The 13,824-nt window shown below is 69.6% G+C and carries 15 protein-coding genes; 4 read left to right on the forward strand and 11 right to left on the reverse strand.

What is annotated here, in order from left to right; genetic code table 11:
- Position 1: 1 nt before the first annotated feature.
- Positions 2-622 carry a response regulator FixJ gene (fixJ, locus tag Q0V34_RS08175; protein ID WP_297510402.1) on the reverse strand — a complete coding sequence of 207 codons (621 nt, stop codon included), beginning with the start codon at positions 620-622 and terminating at the stop codon, positions 2-4.
- Complete coding sequence (locus tag Q0V34_RS08180) at positions 615-2,105, reverse strand: PAS domain S-box protein (RefSeq protein ID WP_297510405.1); 1,491 nt, start codon at positions 2,103-2,105, stop codon at positions 615-617. Before Q0V34_RS08180 ends, fixJ begins: the two co-directional genes overlap by 8 nt.
- A gap of 181 nt (positions 2,106-2,286) precedes the next feature.
- On the opposite strand from Q0V34_RS08180, the gene Q0V34_RS08185 reads away from it, so the two are divergent.
- Complete coding sequence (locus tag Q0V34_RS08185) at positions 2,287-2,667, forward strand: hypothetical protein (RefSeq protein ID WP_297510408.1); 381 nt, start codon at positions 2,287-2,289, stop codon at positions 2,665-2,667.
- 24 nt (positions 2,668-2,691) lie between these two features.
- Entirely contained in the window at positions 2,692-3,297 is a 606-nt protein-coding gene (locus tag Q0V34_RS08190) for an NAD(P)H-dependent oxidoreductase (RefSeq protein WP_297510411.1), read from the forward strand.
- Between the two features lie 115 nt (positions 3,298-3,412).
- On the opposite strand, the gene Q0V34_RS08195 is transcribed toward Q0V34_RS08190, so the two are convergent.
- From Q0V34_RS08195 to ccoN, 9 genes are all read right to left on the reverse strand, one after another.
- On the reverse strand, positions 3,413-4,057 hold the full coding sequence (locus Q0V34_RS08195; protein WP_297510414.1) for an OmpW family outer membrane protein: 645 nt from the start codon (positions 4,055-4,057) through the stop codon (positions 3,413-3,415).
- 125 nt (positions 4,058-4,182) lie between these two features.
- Positions 4,183-4,350 carry a cbb3-type cytochrome oxidase assembly protein CcoS gene (gene ccoS / locus Q0V34_RS08200; RefSeq protein ID WP_297510417.1) on the reverse strand — a complete coding sequence of 56 codons (168 nt, stop codon included), beginning with the start codon at positions 4,348-4,350 and terminating at the stop codon, positions 4,183-4,185.
- Positions 4,347-6,521 (reverse strand): heavy metal translocating P-type ATPase, encoded by a 2,175-nt coding sequence (locus tag Q0V34_RS08205; protein WP_297510420.1) that lies wholly within the window; start codon positions 6,519-6,521, stop codon positions 4,347-4,349. The genes ccoS and Q0V34_RS08205 overlap by 4 nt, the downstream gene beginning before the upstream one ends.
- The gene (locus Q0V34_RS08210; RefSeq protein WP_297510423.1) at positions 6,518-7,018 is read right to left on the reverse strand and encodes a FixH family protein; all 501 of its coding nucleotides are present in this window, start codon (positions 7,016-7,018) and stop codon (positions 6,518-6,520) included. The genes Q0V34_RS08205 and Q0V34_RS08210 overlap by 4 nt, the downstream gene beginning before the upstream one ends.
- On the reverse strand, positions 7,015-8,508 hold the full coding sequence (gene ccoG / locus Q0V34_RS08215) for a cytochrome c oxidase accessory protein CcoG (protein WP_297510426.1): 1,494 nt from the start codon (positions 8,506-8,508) through the stop codon (positions 7,015-7,017). Before ccoG ends, Q0V34_RS08210 begins: the two co-directional genes overlap by 4 nt.
- A 5-nt stretch (positions 8,509-8,513) precedes the next feature.
- On the reverse strand, positions 8,514-9,383 hold the full coding sequence (ccoP, locus tag Q0V34_RS08220) for a cytochrome-c oxidase, cbb3-type subunit III (RefSeq protein ID WP_297510429.1): 870 nt from the start codon (positions 9,381-9,383) through the stop codon (positions 8,514-8,516).
- Positions 9,383-9,550, reverse strand: a complete 168-nt coding sequence (locus Q0V34_RS08225; RefSeq protein ID WP_297510433.1) for a cbb3-type cytochrome c oxidase subunit 3 — start codon at positions 9,548-9,550, stop codon at positions 9,383-9,385. Before Q0V34_RS08225 ends, ccoP begins: the two co-directional genes overlap by 1 nt.
- Positions 9,547-10,290: a cytochrome-c oxidase, cbb3-type subunit II gene (gene ccoO / locus Q0V34_RS08230; protein ID WP_297510436.1), complete on the reverse strand. Its 744-nt coding sequence runs from the start codon at positions 10,288-10,290 to the stop codon at positions 9,547-9,549. Before ccoO ends, Q0V34_RS08225 begins: the two co-directional genes overlap by 4 nt.
- A 7-nt stretch (positions 10,291-10,297) precedes the next feature.
- Positions 10,298-11,944 carry a cytochrome-c oxidase, cbb3-type subunit I gene (ccoN, locus tag Q0V34_RS08235; RefSeq protein WP_297510439.1) on the reverse strand — a complete coding sequence of 549 codons (1,647 nt, stop codon included), beginning with the start codon at positions 11,942-11,944 and terminating at the stop codon, positions 10,298-10,300.
- A 122-nt stretch (positions 11,945-12,066) separates the two neighbouring features.
- Here ccoN and Q0V34_RS08240 point away from each other — a divergent pair, with 122 nt between their 5' ends.
- Positions 12,067-12,330, forward strand: a complete 264-nt coding sequence (locus Q0V34_RS08240) for a hypothetical protein (protein ID WP_297510442.1) — start codon at positions 12,067-12,069, stop codon at positions 12,328-12,330.
- A gap of 103 nt (positions 12,331-12,433) precedes the next feature.
- Positions 12,434-13,824 (forward strand): CoA-binding protein (locus Q0V34_RS08245; RefSeq protein WP_297510444.1); only part of this gene is annotated, 1,391 nt, incomplete at its 3' end.

Consider the following 13,824-nt stretch of genomic DNA (forward strand, 5'->3'; position numbering starts at 1 on the left):
ATCAAACGCCGGGCGATCCGCCCTCGCCCACGGAAAGGGCCATGCGCACCAGCTCCGACAGGCTGCGCGCCTGCATCTTCGACATCAGGTTGGCCCGGTGGATCTCGACCGTGCGCGGGCTGATGCCCAGGTCGAAGGCGATCACCTTGTTCGCGTGACCCTCGATCAGGCCTTGCAGAACCTCGCGCTCGCGGGGGGACAGGGCCGCCAGGCGCTTGCGCGTTTCGGCGACCGCCCCGTCCTGGTTGCGCTGGGCCTTGCCCTGTTCGAGCGCCGCGGTGATGGCCGCCAGCAGCTGCGCCTCGTCGAACGGCTTTTCGATGAAGTCGACCACGCCGGCCTTCATCGCCTCGATCGCAAGCGGCACGTCGGCGTGGCCGGTCATCACGATCACCGGCGCGCGCTCGCCCCGCGCCTTGAGCCGCCGCACCATCTCCACGCCGTTCATCTCGGGCATGCGCACGTCGGTCAGGATGCAGCCGCCGTTCGGCGGCGAAGCCTCCAGGAACTCCAGCGGCGAGCTGAACAGGCGGAACGGAATGCGGTTCACGCGCAGGAGGAAGCCGAGCGAGTCGCGGATGGCCTCATCGTCATCGATGATATGGACGACGCCGTCACTCAAGGTCCTGGTCTCCTTCGACGATTTTCAGCGTGAACTTGAACGTCGCGCCGCCTCCGGGCGTTTCCTCGACCCAGAGCCGCCCACCATGCGCCTCGATGATGGTTCGCGAAATCGAAAGTCCCACCCCCATGCCGTCGCGCTTGGTGGTGACGAACGGCGCGAACAGGTTTTCGACGATCTCCGGCGCGATGCCGGGGCCGGTGTCGGCGACCGTCACCTGGGCGTCCTGATCCACGCGCGCGACGCTGATCATCAGCTCGCGCCGCGCGCCGCCGGCCATGGCGTCGATGGCGTTGCGGACGAGATTGACCATCACCTGCTGGATCTGGACCCGGTCGGCCAGCACCTGGTCGACGCGGCGGTCGTAGTCGAAGCGCACGTCCACGCCGAGCTCGCGCGCGCCGATCAGGGCCAGGGCCGCGGCCTCCTCGACCAGGCGGTTCAGGCTCTCGACCTGCCGCTCGGTCTCGCCGCGGGCCACGAAGTCGCGCAGGCGACGGATGATGGCGCCGGCGCGCAGCGCCTGCTCGCCGGCCTTGGCCAGCGCGCCGTTCAGGGTCTCGCGGTCGATCTCCGGCTCTTCGGTCAGGCGGCTGGCGCCTTTCAGATAGTTGGCGATCGCCGAGAGCGGCTGGTTGATCTCGTGGGCCAGGGCCGAGGCCATCTCGCCCATCGAGGTCAGGCGGGCGATGTGCACCAGCTCGCCCTGCAGCTCCTGCAGGCGCGCCTGGGTGCGCTGGGTCTCGGTCAGGTCCCGTACGAAGCCGGTGAAGAACCGCTCGCGCCCGGTGCGGATCTCGCCGACGGAGAGCTCCATCGGGAAGGTCGAACCGTCCTTGCGTTCGCCGATCACCACGCGGCCCAGACCGATGATCCGGCGCTCGCCGGTGGCGTAGTAGCGTTGCAGATAGGCGTCGTGGGCCGAGCGATAGGGCTCGGGCATCAGGCGGCTGACGTTCTGGCCGTGGATTTCCTCCGGCGTCCAGCCGAACAGGCGCACGGCCGCCGAGCTGAACGCGCGCACCAGGCCCGCCTCGTCGATCAGCACCATGGCGTCGGGCACGGTCTCGAGGATCGAGGCCAGGTGGGCTTCGCGCAGCAGCAGGTCGGCGGTGACGGCGTCGGCGCGGCGGCGCGCGATCCGGAACCGCTCGCCGCCGAACGCGATCCCCGCGCTGACGGCGATGAACAGGATGGCGCCGACGGCGTCGCCGGCGTCGAGGCCGTGACGCCTGTGGCTGAGCAGCAGCAGGCTGACCAGGGCCAGCGCGCAGGCCAGGATCCCGCCGGCCGCGCCGCGATAGGCCGAGGCGGCGACCACGGCGGGAAAGAAGAACAGGTAGATGCCGCGATCACCCAGCAGCGGCTCGAAGAACAGCCGCGCGGCGACGCCGAGCGCGACGAGCATGACCGCGATGCCCACGGCCAGCGTCCGCTCGCGAACCGGATCGGGACGCGACCGCATGAACTCGTCGATGGTCATCGCTCCGCGCTAGGACGACACGTCGGCTCTGACTACCTCGGGATTCTGCTTAGGGGCAGACCAGAATTTTTCGGCTAGTCGTGCGGGCGTATCAAGGTGCGGTTCGACCGCCCCGATCGAACCCGCGCCTCGCGACCGAGCCCCGCCAGGCGGGCGGCCGTCGCCCAGTGGAACCAGGCCCGTGTCTCTGCCGCAAGCCCAGCCCGACGCGCGTGTTCTGGTCATCGACCAGGACGCCGCCGTGCGCCAGGCGCTGAGCTTTTCCCTGGCGATGGACGGCTACCGGGTCGAGACCTTCGCCGCGACGCCCGAGCTCTCGTCCCGCCTGCGCGACGACGGCGCCGAGGCGGTCATCGTCGGCCACGCCGCGCCAGCCATCCGCGCGCCCCTGGTGTTCGATCTGGTGCGCGACCTGGCGCCGGCGGCCGTCATGGTCGTCACCGCCACCCATCCCTCCGCCGAACTGCGTCGGGGCGCCGAGGCGGCCGGGGCCTGGCTGATCGAAAAGCCGCTGCTCGACGACACCTTGCGCGACACGCTGCGGACGGCGCTGGGGCGCTGAGGCCAAACGCCTAGGAGAGTTCCGATGAAGATCGCTTTGGTCCTGGCCCACCCCTCGGAGACCAGCTTCTGCCGGGCACTGGCCGACGCCTGCGCCGAGGCCCTGAGCGCCGCCGGCGCCGAGGTGCTGTTGCGCGACCTCTACGCCCTGGACTTCGATCCGCGCCTGCCGCGCGAGGAACTGCCGACCGCCAGCGGTTCGGTCGCCCGCGCCGACGTGGTCGAGGAGCGGGCGCTGCTGGCGGACGTCGACGGCTTTCTGCTGGTGTATCCGTTCTGGTTCAACGCGCCGCCGGCCATGCTCAAGGGCTATGTCGACCGGGTGCTGAGCGGCGGTTTCGGCTTCCAGCCCACCGCGCACGGCGCCGATCCGCTGCTGGTCGGCCGCACGCTGGCCAGCGTGACGACCTCGGGCGCGCCGGATGCGTGGGTCGAGAGCACCGGCGTGCTGAACACGCTGATCAAGAGTTTCGACCTGCACATCTGCAACATGACCGGCCTGCGCTTCGCCGGGCACGATCACATCGGCGGCGTCGGGCCCGAGGTCAGCGAGACCTTCGTGGCCGACCGGCTGGCCCAGGCGCGGACGTTCGTGGCGCGGGCTCTGCTCGAAGACGCCGATAGCGACTGAGGCGGCGGGGGCTGAACCGCCCGTGACGCCAAACAAAAAAGCCTCCCCGCCGACGGACCGGTCGGCGGGGAGGCCTCTCGCGAGCGGGCGTTAGGGGGAACCCGCCCGCGCGAGATCAGAACTGCTTGGACAGGCCGATCGAGCTGACCAGCGGGTCCAGATCCACCTTGGCCTTCAGGGTCCCGCCGTTGATCTTGGCGTCGGTGTTGAAATAGACCTTCTTGACGTCGGCGTTGATCAGCCAGCGGTTCTTCAGCTTGATGTTGACGCCGGCCTGCAGCGCGTAGCCGAAGCCGTTATCGACCTTCACGGTGAAGCCGTTCTTGTCCTTATCGCCGTAGAACAGCATGTAGTTGATCCCGGCGCCCACATAGGGGCTGACGCGGGCGGCCGGCAGCGGGTGGTATTGCAGCGTCACGACCGGCGGCAGCACCCAGGTCTTGTGCACCAGGACGTTGGTCCCCGGGCCTTGGGCAACGATGTCGTGCTGGGTGGTGCCCAGGATCGCCTCGACGGCGACCTTGTCGGTCAGGAAGTAGGTGAAGCCCAAGGTCGGCTTGACGTCGTCCTTGACGTGCGCCTTCAAGCCCGTGGCGGCGCCCGCGGCGGTCAGGATCGGCGCGTCCTTGTCCGGCGCGACCTGCGTCAGGCGCGCGTGGACGATCAGGTCGCCCTTGGCGTTCGGCGTGAAATCCTGCGCGTTCGCCGCGCCGACGCCAAGCGCGCCCAGAGCAGCGAGCGAAAGAATAGCGGTTTTCATAATCTATCCCCGGATATCGCGACGTCTTGTCTTGTCGCGAGTTGATCTTCGGAGATTGGCGTCTTGGCGGCCTTGACCTTGGTCACATTCGCGGCCCTTAAGTAGAGGCGCTCCGCTGGTGCTCTCTACTCGCGATCTGCGGGCGGCGCCTCGTCGAGATGGTCATAGAGAATGCGCTCGGCGTCGCCCTTGGGATCGTCGTACTGGCCCGACCGCATGGTCCAGAAGAACGCCAGGAGACCCAGCGCGCCCAGGCCGATCGAGGCGGGGGCCAGGAAGAGGACGATGTTCACGGGCGGAGCCTCCGCATGCTGGGACGCGCGGCGTTCAGCAGCACGATGATCGACGATCCCGACATGGCCAGGGCCGCGATGAACGGATTGATCAGCCCGGCCATCGCCGCCGGGGTCGCGACCAGATTGTAGAGCGCCGAGAAGCCGAAGTTCTCCAGGGCCCGGCGGCGCGACTCGCGGGCCGTGCGGATCGCCTCGACCACCACGCCCAGTTCTTCTCCCGTGAAGACCAGGTCGGCGGCGGTCTGGGCCGCGTCCACGGCGGCGCCCGGCGCCATGGAGGCGTGGGCCTTGGCCAGGGCGGCGGCGTCGTTCAGGCCATCGCCGACCATCAGGATCCGGTGGCCCTCGATCTTCAGGCGATCGATGATCGCGGCCTTCTCGAATGGCGTCAGACCCGCCTTCCAGTCGGTGACGCCGATCTGGCGGGCGATGTCGCGCACCGGTCCGGCCAGATCGCCCGACAGGATCTCGACGGACAGCCCCATCTGCCGCAGCGCGGCGATCGTCTGGCCGGCGTCGGCGCGAGGACGGTCCTCGAAGACGAAGCGGATCTTCACCTCGCCGTCGAAGCCGAACCACAGCTCGGTCTCGCGAGCGTCGCCGCCCGATACGCCGACGAAGGCGGCGCGACCCAGGCGCGCGCGGCGGCCGTCGATCAGCCCTTCCACGCCTTGCCCGGCCGTCTCGCGGCAGTCGCTGGCCACCGGACCCGCCCCGGCCTCGGCCGCCAGGGCGCGGGCCAGCGGGTGGCGAGAGGCCCGCGCCAGCGGCGCGGCCATGGCGATGAGATGCGCGGGCGCGTCGATCAGGGCCGGCCGGCCCTCGGTCAGCACGCCGGTCTTGTCGAACACCACGTGATCGACCTCGGCCAGGCGCTCCAGCGCGGCGCCGGACTTGACCAGCACGCCCTTGCGGAACAGGCGGCCGCTGGCGGCGATCTGCACGGCGGGCACGGCGAGGCCCAGGGCGCAGGGGCAGGTGACGATCAGCACGGCGGCGGCGCGCAGCAGGGCCTCGCGCGGGCCCAGGCCCAGGGCCCAGCCGCCGACGAAGGTCAGGGCGGCGGCGGTGTGGACCACGGGCACGTACAGCGCCGCGGCTTTGTCGGCCAGGCGCACATAGGACGAGCGGGCCTGGGCGCCGGCCTCCATCAGGCGGGCGATGGCGGCCAGGGTCGAGTCCTCGGTGCGGGCGGTGGCCCGCATCACCAGGCGCCCGGACAGGTTCAGCGCGCCGGCGTGAAGGCTCGCGCCCGTCGTCACCGGGACCAGCGCGGTTTCGCCGGTGATCAGGGCGTTGTCCAACTCGGAAAGCCCCGACTCGACGACGCCGTCGACCGGGATCCGGTCGCCCGGCGCGACGACCAGGCGGTCGCCGACCTTGACCTCGGCGACGGGCACGCCGCGCTCGCCGTCCTCGGTGAGCCGCACGGCCACGGGGGTCTGCAGGGCCAGCAGGTCGCGGGCGGCCGAGCGGGCGTTGGCGCGCAAGCGATGATCCAGATAGCGGCCGATCAGGAGCAGGAAGAGCAGGGTGACGGCGGCGTCGAAATAGGCGTGCCGGCCGTGCAGCAGGGTCTCGGAGAAGCTGACGATCAGGGTCAGGATCACGCCGATCGAGATCGGCACGTCCATATTGGCCTTGCCCCGCTTCAGCGACGCCCAGGCCGAGCGGAAGAACGGCCGGCCGGCGAACAGGGCGCACGGCGTGGCGACGATCGCCGCCATCCAGTACATCACCGTCAGGGTGGTCGGTGTCAGTTCCTGCCCGAACAGCCCGGCCCAGGCGGGCACGGTGAACATCATGACATTGCCGGTCCCGAAGCCCGCCACGCCCAGGGCCATGGCCAGCTCGCGGCCCTCCCGATCCTGAGCCGCCGCGGCCTCGCCGGGATCGAACAGGCAGGCGCGATAGCCCAGCTCCTCGACGGTCTCCAGCACGCGCTCCGGCGTCGCGGTCTTGCCGTCCAGGTCCACGGCCAGCTTGCCCGTGGTCAGGTTCAGACGCGCGCCGTCGACGCCGGGCAGGGCGCCCACGGCCTTTTCGATCTTGTTGATGCAGCCGGCGCAGCGCGCGCCGGTGACCAGCAGTTCCAGACGGCCTCGCCCGGCGTCGTCGCGCCGGACGAAGGCCTCCAGGTCGCGGGGCAGGGCGAGGCTCTGGCTCATCGCGCCACCAGCCGGGTCTCGAGCTCGAACACGTTCCGGGCGTCTCGCGCGGTGGCGCGCAGGTCCCAGGCGCCGTCGAGGCGCGCCGCGGCCTGATAGCGACCGTCGCCCAGCGGCTTGAAGTCCAGCGCCTGGCGGCCCGTTTCGGTGGCCGGGCGCTCCAGGGTTCCGGTCAAGGACAGGTGGTCCAGCGGCTTGCCGTCGCGATCGACGACGCGGACCACCACGGTCTTGCCCTCGGCGGTCTGGACCGCCGCCGACCAGCCCAGCGCCGCCTCGCGCTGGCGCTGGGCCAGGGTGCGGTTGAAGGCCAGGCCGGCCTCGTAGGGGTTCGACGCGACCTCGCCGGAGAAGGTCCGGTAGGCCTGGACCATGAAGATGGTGTCGACGGCGATCACCGTGCCGAAGAACAGCACGACCATGATCAGCACGTGCCAGCCGGTGATCCGGCCCTTCTCGAGCGGGGCGGGGGCGGAGGGGGTCGCGGCGAGGGTCATTGCGGGTTCGCGGCTCCTGACAGGAAGACGGTCTTGGCCTCGGCGGCGGCGCCGTCCGCGCGGACGATGAAGCGGCCGGGGACGCTGGCGGCGAGATCAGCGGCGGGTGGGGCGGTGACGAACACCCGGACGGACGCGACCTGGTCCGCCGGGACCAGCACGGAGACCCGGCCGGGCTCTCCGCCGGGCTGGCTCAGGCGCGCGCCGGCCACGCCGTCGAAGGCGATCTGGAACCGGCGGTCGACGAAGGTGCGGTTGGTGATCTTCAGCGTGTAGCCGTCGCGCACCGCGCCATCGTGCATCCGCACGAAGATCGGATTGCGGTCGCGGATGACGTGCAGGTCGGCCTTGGGCCGGGTGACCAGCGACCACAGGGTCAGGCCGCCCACCACCGCCAGCGCCGCGGCGTAGTAGACCGTGCGCGAGCGAACGGGCTTGTAGACCGATTTCTGGCCACAGGCGCGGGAGGCTACCGCGTGGTCGGTGTCATAGGCGATCAGTCCGGTCGGTCGGCCGACCTTGACCATCATCTCGTCGCAGGCGTCGACGCAGAGGCCGCAGTTGATGCATTCCAGTTGGCTGCCGTCGCGGATGTCGATGCCCATCGGGCAGACCACCACGCACTGGCGGCAGTCGATGCAGTCGCCGCGCCCCTCCCAGCTTTGTCCCTTCTTGTGCGGGCCGCGCGTCTCGCCCCGGTCGCGCAGATAGGTGACCTGCAGCGAGTGCTCGTCTAGCATGGCGCCCTGGATGCGGGGCCAGGGGCACATGTAGGTGCAGACCTGCTCGCGCATCCAGCCGGCGAAGATGTAGGTGGTCGCGGTCAGCAGGCCGCAGGACACGTAGGCCGTGGCCGGCGCCTGGCCGATCCAGAAGGTGCGGATCAGCGTCGGGGCGTCGTGGAAGTAGAAGATCCAGGCCCCGCCGGTGCCGAACGCGATGCCCAGCCAGACCAGGTGCTTGCCGATCTTGCGCCAGGCCTTGTCGAACGACCAGGGCGCGGCGTCCAGGCGCATGCGGGCGTTGCGGTCGCCCTCGAACAGGCGCTCGACCACGATGTAGAGGTCGGTCCAGACGGTCTGGGGACAGGCGTAGCCGCACCACAGGCGGCCGAACAGCGCGGTGACCAGGAACAGCGCCAGGGCCGCGGCGATCAGCACGCCGGTGAAGATGTAGACTTCCTGCGGCCACAGCTGGATGTCGAAGAAGTAGAAGCGGCGGCCCGTGAAGTCGACTAGGGCCGCCTGCTGGGGGAAGCCGTCGGGCCTGTGCCAGCGGATCCACGGCGTGACGTAATAGACCGCCAGGGTGGCGATCAGCATCGCCCACTTGATGGTCCGCCACTTGCCGTGGACCAGCTTCGGATAGATCGGCTGGCGGGGCTTGTAGAGCCCGCCGGCCGCCTGGCTCTTGCCCTTGGCCCGGGCGGCGGCGGATACCGCCGTCCGGGTCTGGGTCTTGGGACGCGTATTGTCGATAAGCGTGGGCATAGCCCTTACTGACCACCCGCGTTGGAGTGCACATAGACGGCCAGGGCCTTGATCGTCTCGGGGCTCAGGCGGCCTTGCCAGGTGGGCATGACACCGCCGTTGCCAGCGAAGATCTGGCCGCGGATGGCGGCGCGGTCGGCGCCGTACAGCCATTCGCCGTCGGTCAGGTTCGGAGCGCCGACCTGCTGGTTGCCCTTGCCCTCCGGCCCGTGACAGGCCGAGCACTGGGTGGCGAAGATCGGCGCGGCGCGCGCCACGGCGCCCGCGTCGGCCGGACGGCCCGACAGCTTGACCACGTATTCGGTCAGGTCGTCGATCTGCTCGGGCTTGAGCAGCTCGTCGCGACCGAAAGCCGGCATCTGCGACATGCGCGCGCCGTCGGCGCCGGTCCGCACGCCGTGGGTGATGGTGTACTGGATGTCCTCCAGCTTGCCGCCCCACAGCCAGACGTCGTCGCGCAGGTTGGGATAGCCCTTGCCGCCCGTGCCGCCGATGCCGTGGCAGGTGGCGCAGTTGTCGCCGAACACCGACTGGCCGACCTGCTGGGCGTAGGCCTGGAGCTTGGGATCCTTTTCGATCTGCTCCAGGCTGGCGGTGCGCAGCATGGCCGCGCCCGCCCCGCGCTGGACGTCCAGGGCGGCGAGCTGCTGGGCGACCTCGGCGCGGTCGGACTTGTGCAGCAGGCCCTTGGTGTAGCCGTGCAGGCCCGGCCAGGCCGGCATCGCCACCCAGTAGGCGATCGAGAAAGCGATCGTGCCGTACCAGACCCACAGCCACCAGCGGGGCAGGGGATTGTCCAGTTCCTTGATACCGTCCCACTCGTGGCCGGTGGTTTCGACGCCGGTATGGTCGTCGGTTTCGCGTTCGAGCGCCATCAGAGCAGCTCCTCGTCGTCCAGCGGCATGCGCGCGGCGTGTTGGAATTCAGCCTTCTTGGAAGGCCGCAGGGCGTAGGCGACGCCGGCGAGGAAGATCAGGCCGAAATAGATCAGCCCGCCCTGCTGCGCGAAGCGCGCCACGGTTTCGTAGGAGAGCCCGCTCATCGTTGGTTCTCCGGCGCCTGGGCCTTGTACGACTTGAAGTCGACCAGGGTGCCCAGCATCTGCAGATAGGCCACCAGCGCGTCCATCTCGGTGATCTTGTTGGGATCGCCGTCGAAGTCGCGATTGACCACCTTGGCGCCGTAGCGGCCGCGCAGGGCCACCGCGTCGGTCGAGAACGGGTCGGCCTGGGCCTCCAGATCCTTCTTGGCGTTGGCGATCTCGTCGGCCGTGTAGGGCACGCCCTCGGTGCGGAGCGTCTTCATGCGGTCGACGATGTCGTGGTAGTCGAGCTCCTTGTCGGCCAGGAACTTGTAGGGCGGCATCACCGACTCCGGCACCACCGAACGCGGATCCATCAGGTGGTCGCGGTGCCAGCTGTCGGAGTACTTGCCGCCGACGCGGGCGAGATCCGGACCGGTGCGCTTGGACCCCCATTGGAACGGGTGGTCGTACATGCTCTCGGCGGCCAGGCTGTAGTGACCGTAGCGCTCGACCTCGTCGCGCAGCGGGCGGATCATCTGCGAGTGGCAGAGATAGCAGCCTTCACGGACATAGATGTCGCGACCGGCCAGCTCCAGGGGCGTGTAGGGACGCACGCCCTGGACCTTCTCGATCGTGCCTTGCAGCCAGAACAGGGGGGCGATCTCGACCAGGCCGCCGATGGAGACGACCAGGAGGATGCCGACGATGAGCAGCAGCGAATGCCGCTCGAACTTGGCGTGTTGCTTCCAGAGTGACATCGGAACCTCAGGCGATCGCGGTGGCGGGGGCGGCCGAGGCTTCGGCCGGCTCGGCGGAGGGCGAGGCGATCGTCTTCCAGACGTTGACGATCATGATCAGCGCCCCGGCCAGGTACATCAGGCCGCCGACGGTGCGGATGACGTTCTCGATGTGCTTGGCCGAGACCGTCTCGATGAAGCTGTAGGCCAGGAAGCCTTGCGGCGTGTATTCGCGCCACATCAGGCCTTCCATGATGCCCGACACCCACATCGCGGCGATGTAGAGCAGGATGCCGGTGGTCGCGATCCAGAAGTGCCACTCGATCAGCTTGGTCGAGTACATCTCCTTCTTCTTCCACAGCCACGGCACCAGGCAGTAGATCGCGCCGAAGCTGATGAAGCCGACCCAGCCCAGCGCGCCGGAGTGCACGTGGCCGATGGTCCAGTCGGTGTAGTGGGAGAGCGCGTTGACCGCGCGGATCGACATGACCGGACCTTCGAAGGTCGACATGCCGTAGAAGGCGATCGAGACGACCATCATCCGGACGACCGGATCGGTGCGCAGCTTGTCCCACGCGCCCGACAGGGTCATCAGGCCGTTGATCATGCCGCCCCAGCTGGGCATCCACAGCATGATCGAGAAGGTCATGCCCAGGGTCTGGGCCCACTGCGGCAGGGCCGTGTAGTGCAGGTGGTGCGGACCGGCCCAGATGTAGATGAAGATCAGGGCCCAGAAGTGCACGATCGACAGGCGGTAGCTGTAGACCGGGCGTTCGACCCGCTTGGGCACGAAGTAATACATCATGGCCAGGAAGCCGGCGGTCAGGAAGAAGCCCACCGCGTTGTGGCCGTACCACCACTGCACCAGCGCGTCCTGGACGCCCGAGAAGACGTCATAGGACTTGTGGTTCAAGAGGCCGACCGGGATGGCGGCGTTGTTGACCAGGTGCAGCAGGGCGATCGTGACGATGAAGGCCAGATAGAACCAGTTGGCCACGTAGATGTGGGGTTCCTTGCGCTTCCAGATCGTGCCCAGGAACACCAGCAGATAGGCGACCCAGACGATGGTCAGCCACAGGTCGGTGTACCACTCCGGCTCGGCGTATTCCTTGCCCTGGGTCGCGCCCATCAGATAGCCGGTCGCGGCCAGCACGATGAACAGCTGATAGCCCCAGAACACGAACCACGGCGTGATGCCGCCGGCCAGCCGCGCCTTGCAGGTGCGCTGGACGACCCAGAAGGACGTGGCGATCAGGGCGTTGCCCCCGAAGGCGAAGATCACCGCCGAGGTGTGCAGCGGGCGCAGGCGACCGAAGTTCAGAAATCCGAACTCGGGGAAATAGAAGATGCGCGGCCAGGACAGCTGGGCGGCGATGATCACCCCGACCAGGAGGCCGGCGGCCGCCCAGAACATGGTGGCGATGACGCCCGCCTTGATGACGTTGTCGGAATACTGGTCGGGATGGTCGCGCAGCGTCCCCCCGGCGAGACCGCCGTTGAGGACAAAGGCGGCGATGACGCCGGCCAGGGCGATGGTTCCGATCTGCAACCGGAAGATCGGATCTTGGGTCAAACCCGCGCCGAGAATCGCCAGAAACGCTCCGACGGCTGAGATGACGAGTAGGACGCCAGAGCCCGCGGGCGGGCTGGCGCTGATTTTGGACGGGGCTGACATGCGGACTCCGTGCGGCGAACCTGAAGCCCTGGGTGTCACGCCTTCACCGGGTCGGCTTTGATGCGCGTCAATGCCGGGCGCGTCGTCGCGGTCGATCCTGCGGACGCAATCTGGAGGGTTCCATGTCGGCCAAGTTCAAGGCGCCCTGGGGCGATATCGCCGAGTTCACGGGCGTTGGCGCGCTGTTCAGCTGGGTGATCGCCTATGCCGCCGCCGCGCCAAGGCTGGCGGCGGGGCCCCTTTGCGCCGCCGCCTCGGACACTTTGTCGCTGGCCGGTCATTGCCCCGCCTGTTTCGAGGCCGCGGCGCTGACGGCCGCTTTCCTAGTTTCGGTCTGGATGGCTCGGCGCGACGCGCCGGAGCGCCTCGCGCGCGCCGCCGCCTAGGCCCGCCCCAATCATCGCGCCTTACGGAACTCCACGGCCGAGTTCGGCGGCTGGATCGGAGCGGATCGCGCGTCCTTCAAACGTCCCGGACAAGGACAAGCCCGTGTCGCGCCCTTCGCTTCAGCCTCTGCTCAATCCCAACGGCGTCGTGGTGGTGGGCGGCTCCGACCGGCCGGACACGGTCGGGCGGGTGGTGTTGCTCAACCTGCTATCGCAGCCGTTCGCCGGCCGGATCTACGCGGTCAATCCCAAGCCCGTGGCGCTGGAGGGGGTGACCTGGGCGGCCTCCATCGACGCCTTGCCGGCGGGACTGGATCTGGCGGTGGTGGTGACGCCCGCCCCGACCCTTCCCGAGGTCGTCGGCGCGCTGGGCGCGCGCGGGGTCAAGGTCGCGGTGGTGATCACCGGCGGCGTCGATGGCGGCGCGCGGGCGGCGATGCTCGCGGCCGCCGAGCCCTGGGGGCTGAGGATCGTCGGCCCGAACGGTCTGGGCGCGCTGGCGCCGCACGCGGGCCTCAACGCCTCGTTCGCGCGCGGCGGCGCTCAGCCGGGTCGTCTGGCCTTCATCTCGCAGAGCGGCGCCCTGGTCAGCAGCGCGCTGAGCTGGGCCGGTGAGCGGGGCCTGGGATTTTCCGGCGTGGTGTCGGTCGGCGACATGGCCGACGCCGACATGGCCGACCTGATCGACCTCTTCGCCGCCGACAGCCGCACCGACGCCATCCTGCTCTATATCGAGGGCGTTCATCAGGCCGCCCGGTTCCTGTCGGCCGCCCGCGCGGCGGCGCGGGTCAAGCCGGTGATCGCGATCAAGGCCGGCCGCACGGCGGCGGCCCGGGCCGCGGCCTTGTCGCACACCGGAGCCTTGGCGGGCGACTACGACACCCACGTGTGCGCCTTCGAGCGCGCGGGCGTGGTCATGGTCGAGACTCTGGAGGACCTCTTCGACGCGGCGACGGTGCTTTCGGCCACCCGCCCGCGATCCTGCGAGCGCCTGGCCATCGTCACCAACGGCGGCGGCGCGGCGGTGCTGGCCGTCGACGGCCTGGCGGCGATCGGCGCGCGCGCGGCGGAGCTTGCTCCGTCCAGCATCTCGGAGCTAGACGCGGCGCTGCCGGCCGCCTGGTCGCGCCGCGATCCAGTCGACCTGCTGGGCGACGCCGACGCCGAGCGGTATCGCGCCGCGCTGGAGGTGGTCCTGGCCGATCCCGGCGTCGACGCCGTGCTGGTGATCCATTGCGCCACCGCGATGCGCTCGCCGGTCGATATCGCCGAGGCCGTGACCGAAACCATCGCCGCCGCCCGGGCGCGGGGCGTGACCAAGCCCGTCATCGGCTGCTGGATGGGCGTGGGCGAGCGCGCCGCCGTCAATGCGATCTTCTCGGCCGCCAAGCTGCCGCTGTTCGACGAGCCGAACGGCGCGGTCAGGGGCTACGGCTATCTGCTGGCGGCGGCGCGGGCGCGCGCCGCCCTGATGGCCGCGCCGTCGCCGCGCCC

Source organism: uncultured Caulobacter sp., from assembly GCF_947036865.1.
In the GTDB taxonomy this organism is placed as follows: domain Bacteria; phylum Pseudomonadota; class Alphaproteobacteria; order Caulobacterales; family Caulobacteraceae; genus Caulobacter.

Bases quoted from the DNA above. Each gene is read 5' to 3' on its own strand.
- ccoN (WP_297510439.1), bottom strand. From the start codon at position 11,944: ATGTCAGCCCCGTCCAAAATCAGCGCCAGCCCGCCCGCGGGCTCTGGC.
- Q0V34_RS08205 (WP_297510420.1), bottom strand. From the start codon at position 6,521: ATGAGCCAGAGCCTCGCCCTGCCCCGCGACCTGGAGGCCTTCGTCCGG.
- ccoP (WP_297510429.1), bottom strand. From the start codon at position 9,383: ATGGCGCTCGAACGCGAAACCGACGACCATACCGGCGTCGAAACCACC.
- Q0V34_RS08210 (WP_297510423.1), bottom strand. From the start codon at position 7,018: ATGACCCTCGCCGCGACCCCCTCCGCCCCCGCCCCGCTCGAGAAGGGC.
- Q0V34_RS08225 (WP_297510433.1), bottom strand. From the start codon at position 9,550: ATGAGCGGGCTCTCCTACGAAACCGTGGCGCGCTTCGCGCAGCAGGGC.
- Q0V34_RS08195 (WP_297510414.1), bottom strand. From the start codon at position 4,057: ATGAAAACCGCTATTCTTTCGCTCGCTGCTCTGGGCGCGCTTGGCGTC.
- ccoG (WP_297510426.1), bottom strand. From the start codon at position 8,508: ATGCCCACGCTTATCGACAATACGCGTCCCAAGACCCAGACCCGGACG.
- ccoO (WP_297510436.1), bottom strand. From the start codon at position 10,290: ATGTCACTCTGGAAGCAACACGCCAAGTTCGAGCGGCATTCGCTGCTG.
- Q0V34_RS08240 (WP_297510442.1), top strand. From the start codon at position 12,067: ATGTCGGCCAAGTTCAAGGCGCCCTGGGGCGATATCGCCGAGTTCACG.
- Q0V34_RS08180 (WP_297510405.1), bottom strand. From the start codon at position 2,105: ATGACCATCGACGAGTTCATGCGGTCGCGTCCCGATCCGGTTCGCGAG.
- Q0V34_RS08190 (WP_297510411.1), top strand. From the start codon at position 2,692: ATGAAGATCGCTTTGGTCCTGGCCCACCCCTCGGAGACCAGCTTCTGC.